Source organism: Sphingomonas sp. SUN039, from assembly GCF_024758725.1.
Lineage (GTDB): Bacteria > Pseudomonadota > Alphaproteobacteria > Sphingomonadales > Sphingomonadaceae > Sphingomonas_O.
Window position 1 is genome coordinate 3,321,358 of record NZ_CP096972.1, and the last position, 11,348, is coordinate 3,332,705.

Sequence of the window (11,348 nt, forward strand, 5' to 3'; positions counted from 1 at the left end):
CCCCTAGCTGAATTGCGGCATTGCAGCAACTAGAGCCTGTCCTAGGGCTTCAGCAGCATCCTGATCGGCCACGCCACCGCCGCCAGCGCCAGCACGCTGCCCGCCCAGATCGCGACCAGCCACCCCAACTGCTTAATGGTCGTGCGCATGGTAGCCCTCGTCGCCGACCTTGCCGCGAAACACCCAATAGGCCCAGGCGGTGTAGGCGAGGATCAGCGGCAGCATGATCGCCACGCCGACCAGCATGAAAATCTGGCTGTCGTAGGGGGCGGCAGCTTGCCAGATCGTCACGCGTCCGGGAATGACGTCGGGCCAGATCGAGATCGCGAGGCCCGCCATCGACAGCGCGAAGATCGCCAGTGCCCACAGGAACGGCGCATGGTCCTTGCCGGTCGCCACTGCGCGCCACAGCATCAGCGCCGCGCCGCCGACAAGCAACGGCATGGGCACAGTGACGAAAAGCCCCGGATAGGCGAACCAGCGTTGCCAATATTGCCCCTCGAGGAACGGCGTCGCGAGGCTGACGGCACCGAGCGCGGCCATCAACGCGGGAGTCAGCCATTTGGCATAGCGCCGCGCCTCCGCATGCAGCGGCCCTTCGGTCCGCCAGATCAGCCAGCACGTCCCGAGCAGCGCATAGCCCACAAGCAGGCTGAACCCGCAGAGCAGGCTGAACGGGGTCAGCCAGTCCCACCAGCCGCCGCCATAGCTGCGGCCCGTGACCTTAATCCCCTGCAACAGCGCGCCGAGCGTGATCCCTTGTGCGAAGGTCGCGACGACCGACCCGGCGCAGAACGCCGCGTCCCACAGCTTGCGGTGCGCCGGGTCGCGCCAGCGGAACTCGAAGGCGACGCCCCGGAACACGAGGCCGAGCAGCATCGCAATCAGCGGCGCGTAGAGCGCGGGCAGGACGATGGCATAGGCAAGCGGGAAAGCCGCGAGCAGCCCGCCACCGCCGAGCACCAGCCAGGTCTCGTTGCCGTCCCACACTGGCGCAATGGCGTTCATCGCGCGGTCGCGGTCCGGCCCCACTTCGAAGCGCGGGAACAGGATGCCGATGCCCAAGTCGAAGCCGTCCATCACGACATACATGGCGATCGCAACCGCGATGATCGCGGCCCAGATGACGGTCAGGTCCATCACGCGCCCTCCATCGCGGGCGTCGTTCCGGCAGTGCGGATGGGGCCCGCCACATTGTCGGGTTCGCCCTCATGCGGTGGCTGTGCCATGAGCTTGAGGATATACCAGCTGCCCGCCGAAAACGCGCCGAAATAGACCAGCACGAAAGCGGTTAGCGATCCGACCATCCCCGGCGTGCCGATGGCGGACGAGGCCTCTGCCGTGCGGAGCAGCCCGGTGATCGTCCACGGCTGGCGTCCGACCTCGGTCGTCGCCCAGCCCGCGAGCACCGCGACGAAGCCGGTCGGCCCCATCGCCACGCCCGCACGGTGCAGCCACTTCCAGTCATAGAGCTTGCCGCGAAGCCTTGCGAACAGGCTCCAGAGGCCAAGGCCGAGCATGGCAAAACCGATGCCGACCATCATGCGGAACGTCCAAAAGACGACCGCGACCGGCGGCTGGTTCTTGCGCGGTATGGTGTCGAGGCCCGCGAGCGGGGCGTTCGGGTCGTGCTTCAGGATCAGCGACGAGAGCTTGGGGATTTCGACCGCATAATCGACGCGCTGCTCTTTCTGGTTGGGCAGGCCGAACAGGATCAGCGGTGCGCCATCGGGGTGGCTCTGGAAATGCCCCTCCATCGCCATGACCTTGGCTGGCTGATGCTCCAGTGTGTTCAACCCGTGCATGTCGCCCGCGAAAATCTGGATCGGGGCCACGATCGCCGCCATCCACATCGCCATAGAGAAGCTCTTTTTCGCCGCCTCGGTCTTGTGGCCGCGCAGCAAGTGCCAAGCGCCGACGCCGCCAACCGCAAACGCCGTCGTCAGATAGGCGGCAATAACGGTGTGGACGAGGCGATAGGGGAAGCTGGGGTTGAAGATGATCGGCAACCAGCCGCCGGGGCCGGGGACGAACTGCCCAACGTTGTTGACCGCCCAGCCCTGCGGCGTCTGCATCCAGCTGTTGACGCTCAAAATCCAGAACGCCGAGATAAACGTGCCGAGCGCGACCATCAGCGTGGCGGCGAAATGCAGGCCCGGCCCCACCTTTTTCATGCCGAACAGCATGACGCCGAGAAAACCGGCCTCGAGGAAGAACGCGGTCAGCACTTCGTACGCCATCAGCGGGCCGATAATCGGCCCCGCCCTATCGCTGAACACAGCCCAGTTGGTGCCGAACTGGTAGGACATGACGATGCCCGAAACGACACCCATCGCAAAGGCCACCGCGAAGATGCGAAGCCAGTAGCGGAACAGGTCGAGATACACCTGCTTCTTGGTCCACAGCCACAATCCTTCAAGGACGGCGAGATAGCTTGCCAGCCCGATCGAAAACGAGGGGAACAGGAAGTGGAACGATATGGTGAACGCAAACTGCACCCGCGCAAGGAGGAGGGCGGTTTCGGTGGTGTCCATGACCGCAATCTACCCCTTTGTCGCCCAACCCCCAAGCAGCAACATCGGGCGATCGAGTGCAGGATTTGCAACCCACGGTTTCGACCTGTGCCGTATCACTTGAATAATACACCGCACCCGCCCTATCTATGCGCCTAGGCAGCGATTGGGCTGGAGGACTTTGCATGGCGACGACGGCACCCGAGACGGCTGACATCACACTGACCGCGCCCGACCCTGTCGCGCCCATTGCGGCGGAGAAGGCGAGTGGCCTCGTGCCGCTGGAGGACGCGCAGAAGACGCAGCTCGATGCCAAGGCCGAGGCGTTCGTTGCCGATCTCGTCGCGCAGGATGCCAATTCGCCCGAGTTCGGGCGGCGGGTGGACTTGATTGCCGATATGGGCCGCAACGAAATCGCGCAGGCGGCGGGGCAGTCGAACCGCTTCCTCGACCGCCCGGTGCGCTCGATGGACAAGGAAAGCGGCGTCGGCAACGACCTCGCCGAGCTGCGCCGCACGATTGAGGATCTCGACCCCGGCAAGCGCGGGTCGCTGACCGCGCCGAAGCGGTTGTTCGGGATCATCCCGTTCGGCAACAACATGCGGAACTACTTCGACAGCTACAAAAGCTCGCAGACACATATCGCCTCGATCCTGACGCGGCTTGCCGGGGGCAAGGACGAATTGCTCAAGGATAACGCTGCCATTGCGACCGAGCGGCAGAGCCTGTGGGCGGCGATGGGGCGTCTCGAACAGATGATCCATGTCTCGAAGGCGCTCGATGCCAAGCTGGAGGCCAAGGCCAACGAGATCGAGACGTCGGACCCGGTCAAGGCCAAGGCAATCCGCGAGACCGCGCTGTTCTACGTCCGGCAACGCACCACCGACCTGCTGACCCAGATGGCGGTCAGCGTGCAGGGCTATCTCGCGCTCGATCTGGTCAAGAAGAACAATGTCGAGCTGATGAAGGGCGTGGATCGCGCCTCGACCACCACCGTGTCGGCGCTGCGGACGGCGGTGACGGTCGCGCAGGCGCTGACCAACCAGAAACTGGTGCTCGAACAGATCACGTCGCTCAACACGACGACCGCAAACATTATCGACTCGACGGGGACATTGCTCAAGTCGCAGACTGCGACGATCCATGAGCAGGCCGCGTCGTCGACGATCCCGCTCGATACGCTGAAACGCGCCTTCCAGAACATTTACGACACGATGGATCAGGTCGATGCGTTCAAGGCCAAGGCTTTGGTGTCGATGAAGACGACGGTCGACGCACTGACGACCGAAGTCGAAAAGTCGAAGGGCTATATCGCGCGCGCCGAGGGTGCAGCACAGGGGCGGCTGAGCGGGCCGATGGCCGACAATCCGCTCGCCCCGGTGTCGTGAGCGGCTGAATGACCGCCGACGAGATCATCGCCAAGGCCGAGACGCTGATCCAGCGCCATTCGGACAACCGTCAGGTGCAGCGCCGCAAGCGCGAGCGCGCGCAGGCCCGGTTTGCGCGCAAGTTCAAGCAGATCGGCTGGGCGGCGCTTGCGATCGCGATCGGGACGTTCGCGCTGGGCCTGTTCGTGACGCCCATCGGCGTCTCGGGGCTCATGATGGCGGTGCTGCTGTTCGTCATCGCCTCGCTCGCGATCCTGCTGCTCGGCGGGGGCGATGCGGAACCGACGGCGGAATCGCTGCCCACGACGCAGCTCGCCTTGTTGCCGCTCAAGACCGAGGAATGGCTCTCGACGCAGCGCCTCGCGCTCCCCGCGCCGGCCGCGCGGCTGGTCGACGGGATCGGGGTGAAGCTGGAAGCGCTGGTGCCGCAATTGCAGACCCTCGACGAGCGCGAGCCCGCCGCTGCCGCCGTGCGCCGGCTGATCGGGGATGAGCTGCCCGAACTGGTCAAGGGCTACACCCGCGTGCCGCCCGCGCTGCGCCGCGTCGATACCGACGGGATTGTGCCCGAGCGGCAATTGCTCGACGGGCTGGGCGTCGTGGATCAGGAACTGTCGCGGATGAGCGAAAACCTCGCGCGCGGCGACCTCGAGCGGTTGGCGACGCAGGGGAAGTATCTCGAACTCAAGTATCAGGGCGGCGAGGTCTGAAGCGCTTACGCCGCCGCACTGGGCCGCGCCGAAACGCGCTGGTGCCACGCGGTCAGCGATGCCAGATTGTCAGGCACGGCGATGCCGATGAACGCCGCGAAATCGACGGTTGTCTGCAAGGCGATGTCCGCCATCGTAAAGCTGTCACCGGCAACGAAGGTGCGATCGCTCAGCACCGTGTCGAAATAGGCCAGCGCCGATATCACCCGGGGACGATTGCTCTCGCCGAATTCAGTGTATTGCGGCTTCACGACGCGCGCGGTGAAGGGATGGGTGTGCATCCACACCATCGACAGCGGCGTCATCAATTTGAACTCGACGCGACGGACCCACATGTCGGTTTCGGCCATGCCGAGCGGGCCGGTACCGAATATCGGCGGCTCGGGATGCAGGCTCTCGAAATAGCGGCAGATCGACATGCTCTCTGTGATGACTGTGCCGTCATCCAGCTGCAGCGCCGGAACCTGGCCCAGCGGATTGACCGCCAGAAAAGCCTCGCTTTTGTGTTCGCCTGCCGGAATCGACACCAACCGGCTCGGTACGCTCAACCCCTTTTCGGCGAGGAAAATCCGCACGCGACGGGGGTTGGGTGCCGGATTTGCTGCATCGTAGAATAGCATAGCTGCTTCCCCTCTTGTCGCCGAATCAGGAAATAGGGACAGGCACTAATTCCAAATAGGAAATAGTGCCTGTCCCTATTTATTACTCCTTACACGCCCGTATCGCCGCCGGATCGGGCCGCGCTCCGCTCGGCGCGAACGCGGCGAGATAGCCGCCTGCCGACGGCATCGGCTGATAGTCGACCTGTTTGTAGCCGACTGCCGCGAATTCGCATTTGAGCAGCGCCGGCGGAGTGCCGTGCTGGTTGGTCGGACGGTCGGCGTCGACCACGATGACGCGGCCGCCCGCCCTGGTCGCGGGGCGCAAATGCCAGAGGAACGCGTAGGGGCTTTCGATCTCGTGATACATGTGCACGAGGAAGACGCGGTCGAAGCTGTTTTCGGGCAAGCCCGGATTGTCGGGCGTGCCCAGCTTCACGCTGACATTGTCGAGCCGTTCGCGGGTCACGCGCTCGGCAAGCTTGTCGCGCACTTCCGGCATGATGTCCTGCGCCAGCACGCGCCCTTTGGTGCCGAGGCGGGCGGCGAGGCGGATGGTGTAATAGCCTTCGCCCGCACCGATGTCGGCGACGGTCATGCCGGGTGTCACGCCCGCGCGGTCCATCACCTCGACCGATTCGCCGACCTTGTCGCGGCTGTCCTCGTCGGACCAGCGCGGGCTGACGATGTTGGCCACGGGACGCGCGGCGGCGGGGAAGGCTGCGGCGTTAGGGGTGGGCGTGGCGGTGGAAGTGTTGCAGGCGGCGAGGAGGAGGGGGAGGGCCAACCCTCTTCGCTTCGCGGAGAGGGCGGGGAGCGCAGCGAGCCGGGAGAGGCGTGAAGTGCGCGCGGTCGTGCCTCTCCCGATGCTTCGCATCGCCCTCTCCGCAAAGCGAAGAGGGTTAAGTTGCGCGCCGCTCAATCCACGTCCTCCACAACCACCTTCTCGCCCGTCACCCGCTGGCTCAGCGCCGCCGCCATGAAACGATCCAGGTCGCCGTCGAGCACATCGCTCGGCGAACTCGACACCACGCCCGTCCGCAAATCCTTCACCATCTGGTACGGTTGCATGACATAGGAGCGGATCTGGTGGCCCCAGCCGATATCGGTTTTCGACGCGGCGTTCGCGCTCGCTTCGGCCTCGCGCTTTTGCAGTTCGGCCTCGTACAGCCGCGCGCGGAGCTGGTTCATCGCCTCCGCCTTGTTCTTGTGCTGGCTGCGCTGGTTCTGGCACTGGACGACGATATTGGTCGGCAAATGCGTGATCCGCACTGCGGAATCGGTCGTGTTGATGTGCTGCCCGCCCGCACCCGACGCGCGGAACGTGTCGATGCGGAGTTCGCTTTCGACGATCTCGATATCGATATTCTCGTCGACGACGGGATAGACCCAGACGCTGGCGAAGCTCGTCTGGCGCTTGTCGCCGCTGCCGAACGGGCTGATCCGGACCAGCCGGTGCACGCCGCTTTCGGTCTTGGCATAGCCATAGGCGTTCTCGCCCTTGAGCAAATAGGTCACCGACTTGATCCCGGCCTGCTCGCCCGCATGATAGTCGATGGTCTCGACCTTCATCTTGTGACGCTCGGCCCAGCGCATGTACATGCGCCCGAGCATTTCGGCCCAGTCGTTGCTTTCGGTGCCGCCGGCTCCTGCGTTGACCTCGATATAGGTGTCGTTGGCGTCGGCCTCGCCCGCCAACAGCGCGGCGACCTTGTCGCGTTCGGTGCGGTCAGCGAGCGCGGCGAGCGACGCCACGCCTTCTTCGACCATTGCCTCGTCGCCCTCGGCCTCTGCCATTTCCATCAGCTCGACGGTGTCGCTGAGTTCGGTCTGGATCGCGCGCGTCGCGCCGATGGCCTCTTCCAGCCGCCGCCGCTCGCGCATGACGACCTGCGCGGCCTTGGGATCGTTCCACAGCGCCTGGTCCTCGACCTGCGCGTTCAGTTCCTCGAGCCGCGCGAGCGCCACGTCCCAGTCGATGAAACGGCGGAGCAGCGCGAGCGCGGACTTGATCTGGTCGACATGGGCTTGCGCTTCGGCGCGCATAGGGTGTTCCTTGGTGTGTCGTATTCGCTGGAATGACGAGCGGGGTTAGTAAATCCCGCCCTGCCTTTGCAAGAAATCGCTGTCCTGCCGCTGCTGCACCTGCGCCTTGGGCGCGGCGCGCTTGACGACGGTGGCGGTCGGCACCTCGTCGTCTCGCAGCGAGCGGCGCGGTTCGCTTTCGGGTTTGAACGCTTCCCAGATGACGGCCGACTTGGGGTCGGCTTCGGTCGGCCAGGTGCCATAGACGCGCTTGCCCGAATGGCGGTCGATGCGAACCATGCGGATGCCCGGCGGCGCGCGGAAGGGGACGACGGGCATCCCTTCGAACGCGGGCTTGGCGAACGCCTTGAAAATCGGTGCGGCGATGACGCCGCCCTGCGCGCCGCCGCCCATGCTGCGGGGGCGGTCATATCCGAGATAGACCCCGCCGACGATGTCGGCCGACCCGCCGACGAACCAGACATTGGTCGGTCCCGTCGTCGTGCCCGTCTTGCCGAACACCGGCCGGTCGAGGTCGCGCAATACCGTTGCGGTGCCGCGTTGGATGACACCCTCGGTGATGTGCACGACCTGATAGGCGGTCATTGCGTCCATGACCTGCTTCGTCCGGCTCGGCGGGCGCGGCATCGGCTTCCCGTCATATTCGGCCATGTTGCACCGGTTGCAGGGCCGGGTGTCGGCGCGCAGCACGACCTTGCCGTTCCGGTCCTGCACGAAATCGACCAGCGTCGGCGTCGTTGCCCGACCGTTGTTGGCGAGGATCGAATAGGCGTTGACCATCTTGGCGACGGTCGTGTCGCCCGCGCCCAGTGCCACGGCGAGCACAGCTGGATAGGGCTTGCCGGGATCGCTGATCCCGACCGCTTCGGCCATCTTGACCACATTTTCCATGCCGGTCTGGCTGGCGGCGCGCACGGTCATCAGGTTGCGCGATTGCTCGACGCCCCAGCGCATCGTTTGCGCGCCGGCCCCCGCCGCACCGCCGAAATTGCGGAAACATTTACGCCCGAAGCGCGCGCCCTGATAAACGCAGAACGGCCCGTCGACGATGATCGACGCGGGCGTCATCCCGTGATCGAGCGCGGAGGCATATACGAACGGCTTGAAGCTCGATCCCGGCTGGCGCAGCGCCTGGGTCGCGCGGTTGAAACTGCCCAGCCGCGCGTCGAACCCGCCCTGCATGGCGAGCACTTGGCCAGTGTGCGGGTTCTGGACGACCATGCCGCCGGAAATTTCGGGGACACTGCGCAGCGACCAGTCGCTGCCCTCGGGCGCAACCACGATGATGTCGCCCGGGTTCAGCCAGCTGAACGCCGCGCCGCCGCCTTTTCGCGGCATCGACGCGGCATAGGCGGGCAAGCGCCCCTCCGCCCCTTCGACAAAGCCGATCCGCGCCCCGCCATCGTCCTTCGCCAGCACCACGGCGGTGCGCCAGTCCTTATACGCGACCCCGATATTGGCGGCGGCGAATGCCTGCGCCCAGTTGCCTGACACATCGACCTTGCCCGACGGTCCGCTCCAGCCGCGCCCGCGGTCGAAGCGCAACAGCCCCTCGCGCAGCGCCGTCTCCGCATAGCCCTGCAGCCGCGTGTCGAGCGAACTGCGCACCCACAGCCCCCCGGCATAGACCGAAAAGGGGCCATCCTCGGCCTTCTCGCCGAACTTGTCGATCAACTGGCGGCGGATTTCCTCGGTGAAATAGCCGCCGACATCGTCGCGCGCGGCGGCGACACGGCTGATCGTGCCGAGCGGGCTGGCAACCGCGGCGTCGTGCTGCGCGCGGTCGATATAGCCGTTCTCCTGCATCTGCCCCAGCACCCAATTCCGCCGCTCGATCGCCCGGTCGTAAAATCGCTCGGGGCGATAGTTCGACGGCCCCTTGGGCAGGATCGCGAGATAGGCCATTTCCGGCAGCGTCAGCTCACCGACGTCCTTGCCGAAATAGGCGCGCGCTGCCGACTGCACGCCGAACGCGTTCCGCCCCAGCGCGATCTGGTTGAGATAGAGTTCGAGGATTTGCGGCTTCGAGAGCGCGGCCTCGATACGATAGGCAAGCACCGCTTCCTTCAGCTTGCGGGCATAGCTGACTTCGTTGCCGATCAGCAGGTTCTTGGCCACCTGTTGCGTGATCGTCGAGGTGCCCTTGGGTGTCTCGCGGTTGAGCACCCCCTGGCCGACCGCGCGGACCAGCCCCAGGTAATCGACGCCGCCGTGGGTGAAGAAATTCTTGTCCTCCGCCGACAGATAGGCACCGACGAGCAGCTTGGGATATTCGGGGAACGACAGCTGCACCCGCCGCTCGCGGGCATAGCTATAGACCGGCGTCCCGTCGTTGCCGCGCACATTGGTCGGCAGCGGCGGCTCGTATTTGAGCAAGGTGCGCGCATCGGGCAGCCCGCGCAGGAACATCGCCCAGAAGATGACGTAGAGAACGGCCAGCACCCCCGCGCCGATGACGGCGCGCCGCCCCCAGCGCTGCGCCCAGACACGGCGGCCGAATTCGACCGCAGCATTGCTCCGGCGCGTCAGGGTAAGGCGAAGGCTCTCGGGTTCGGCAGCATCGGTCATCCGGCCCGCGTGTAATGCGCGAAACGGGCGGGGGAAAGCGCTCTGTTACCGCGACGCGATCCGCCGCGCGAAGTGGACGTCGACGGCGCGGCGGAGCGAGTCGGCGATGGCCTGCTTGCCTTCGCCCGATGTGATGCGGGCGACGTCGCTGGCGCTGCTGATATAGCCCGCCTCGAACAGGATAGCGGGCATGTCGGGCGCCTTCAGCACGGCAAGGCCCGCCATCTGGTGATAGTCGCGCTTGAACGGCACCGCGCGCGCTTCGCGCTTGACGAGGTCGGCGAAGCGCGCGCTGGCGTTGATCGTTTCGCGCTGGGCCAGGTCGATCAGGATCGACGAGACGTCGTTCGATTCGCCGCCCAGATTGACGCCGTTGATGATGTCGGCGCGGTTCTCGCGCGCGGCGAGCGCGGCCGCGTTGCGGCTCGAGGCAACTTCGGACAGCGTATAGATCGTGGCGCCCGTCGCTTCGGTCCCCGGCGCGCTGTCGGCATGGACCGAGATGAACAGGTCGGCCTTCAGCCCGCGCGCAATCTGGGCGCGCTCGCCGAGCACGAGGAACCGGTCGTCGTCGCGCGTCATCGCCACGCGGACGCGGCCCCCGGCGAGCAATTCGTCACGGATCGATTTGGCCAGCGCCAGCGTGATGTCCTTTTCGCGCGCGCCGCTCGCGCCGATCGCGCCGGGATCATGCCCGCCGTGTCCGGCATCGATGACGACGAGTGGGCGACCGGCCGGCCCCATGATACGCGGACGCGGCAGGCCCGACTGCATCGGCGGGATATCGACGGTGACGCTGTAACGACTGCGTGGCGGCGCGGCACGGTGCGCCTCGGGCGGAAGATAGAGCTTGCGCGGCGCAGCGACCGCGCGTGCCAGCGCTTCGTCGTCGAGCGGCGCGAGGTCGAGCACCAGTTCGCGCCCGTCGTCGGAAAACCGCCCGCCGCGCACCTTTTGCGGCGCACTCATGTCGAACACGATGCGCGTCGTGCCCGCAACATAATTGCCCTGCCGCACCCGCGACACCGGGCCACTGCCGGCAACCGCCGAGCCGGGTTCTCCCCCCTCGATATCCACGGCGATCCGGTCGGGTCCGGCCAGTACGAAGCTGGTCGCCTTGGCCACGGTCCCGTCGAAACGCACGACGATGCGGTCTTCGGCGATGTCCACGCCGGTCACCTGGCCCGCCTGGGCCTGCGTTGCGATTGCCGCCAGGATCGGCAGAAGTGCGGACACGACTGCTCTTTGCCGCGCAACCCCTTGCGCGGTCCAGAAATATTGCATGGTGAACCGGTTTCCCGAAATTAACCCCTGTTGCGGGCAGGATTACGTTCGGGCGGTCAAAACGCGGTTGAGCGGTGGGGTTAACGGCAAGTTTGCCACGAATGCTGCGCGCTACCCCCAGCGCCAAGGTTGTTGCCGTGGCGTGACGACGCTGCTAGGCCTTGGCGCGGGGACTGCTGCGGGCCTTTGCCTTTCCATGCGGCCACCCGACAGGTTGACGCTTCCATGATGCATGACATT

10 protein-coding genes are annotated in these 11,348 nt (G+C 65.8%); 2 read left to right on the forward strand and 8 right to left on the reverse strand.

The genetic code is table 11. From position 1 onward, the window contains the following. Nucleotides 1-41: 41 nt before the first annotated feature. From M0209_RS16495 to M0209_RS16505, 3 genes are read right to left on the reverse strand one after another with little or no spacing between them, the layout of a single operon-like run. On the reverse strand, nt 42-149 hold the full coding sequence (locus M0209_RS16495; RefSeq protein ID WP_258889367.1) for a DUF2474 domain-containing protein: 108 nt from the start codon (nt 147-149) through the stop codon (nt 42-44). Then, the gene (gene cydB / locus M0209_RS16500; protein WP_258889368.1) at nt 133-1,140 is read right to left on the reverse strand and encodes a cytochrome d ubiquinol oxidase subunit II; all 1,008 of its coding nucleotides are present in this window, start codon (nt 1,138-1,140) and stop codon (nt 133-135) included. The genes M0209_RS16495 and cydB overlap by 17 nt, the downstream gene beginning before the upstream one ends. Then, complete coding sequence (locus M0209_RS16505; RefSeq protein ID WP_258889369.1) at nt 1,140-2,534, reverse strand: cytochrome ubiquinol oxidase subunit I; 1,395 nt, start codon at nt 2,532-2,534, stop codon at nt 1,140-1,142. The genes cydB and M0209_RS16505 overlap by 1 nt, the downstream gene beginning before the upstream one ends. Before the next feature lie 164 nt (nt 2,535-2,698). Here M0209_RS16505 and M0209_RS16510 point away from each other — a divergent pair, with 164 nt between their 5' ends. Together M0209_RS16510 and M0209_RS16515 are read left to right on the forward strand one after the other, a co-directional pair. Further along, complete coding sequence (locus tag M0209_RS16510) at nt 2,699-3,901, forward strand: toxic anion resistance protein (protein WP_258889370.1); 1,203 nt, start codon at nt 2,699-2,701, stop codon at nt 3,899-3,901. 8 nt (nt 3,902-3,909) lie between these two features. Then, the gene (locus M0209_RS16515) at nt 3,910-4,611 is read left to right on the forward strand and encodes a hypothetical protein (RefSeq protein ID WP_258889371.1); all 702 of its coding nucleotides are present in this window, start codon (nt 3,910-3,912) and stop codon (nt 4,609-4,611) included. Nucleotides 4,612-4,616: 5 nt separating this feature from the next. On the opposite strand, the gene M0209_RS16520 is transcribed toward M0209_RS16515, so the two are convergent. The 5 genes from M0209_RS16520 to M0209_RS16540 all read right to left on the reverse strand — a co-directional run bounded on the left by M0209_RS16520 (nt 4,617) and on the right by M0209_RS16540 (nt 11,060). Further along, nucleotides 4,617-5,231 carry a glutathione S-transferase family protein gene (locus tag M0209_RS16520; RefSeq protein ID WP_258889372.1) on the reverse strand — a complete coding sequence of 205 codons (615 nt, stop codon included), beginning with the start codon at nt 5,229-5,231 and terminating at the stop codon, nt 4,617-4,619. An 82-nt stretch (nt 5,232-5,313) separates the two neighbouring features. Continuing rightward, complete coding sequence (locus M0209_RS16525) at nt 5,314-5,997, reverse strand: class I SAM-dependent methyltransferase (RefSeq protein WP_258889373.1); 684 nt, start codon at nt 5,995-5,997, stop codon at nt 5,314-5,316. A 131-nt stretch (nt 5,998-6,128) separates the two neighbouring features. Further along, complete coding sequence (gene prfB, locus M0209_RS16530) at nt 6,129-7,256, reverse strand: peptide chain release factor 2 (RefSeq protein ID WP_258889374.1); 1,128 nt, start codon at nt 7,254-7,256, stop codon at nt 6,129-6,131. Between the two features lie 45 nt (nt 7,257-7,301). After that, a complete protein-coding gene (locus M0209_RS16535) occupies nt 7,302-9,824 on the reverse strand; it encodes a penicillin-binding protein 1A (RefSeq protein ID WP_408988217.1) in 2,523 nt (840 codons plus the stop codon). Between the two features lie 45 nt (nt 9,825-9,869). Further along, on the reverse strand, nt 9,870-11,060 hold the full coding sequence (locus tag M0209_RS16540) for an N-acetylmuramoyl-L-alanine amidase (RefSeq protein ID WP_309547080.1): 1,191 nt from the start codon (nt 11,058-11,060) through the stop codon (nt 9,870-9,872). Nucleotides 11,061-11,348 lie beyond the last annotated feature (288 nt).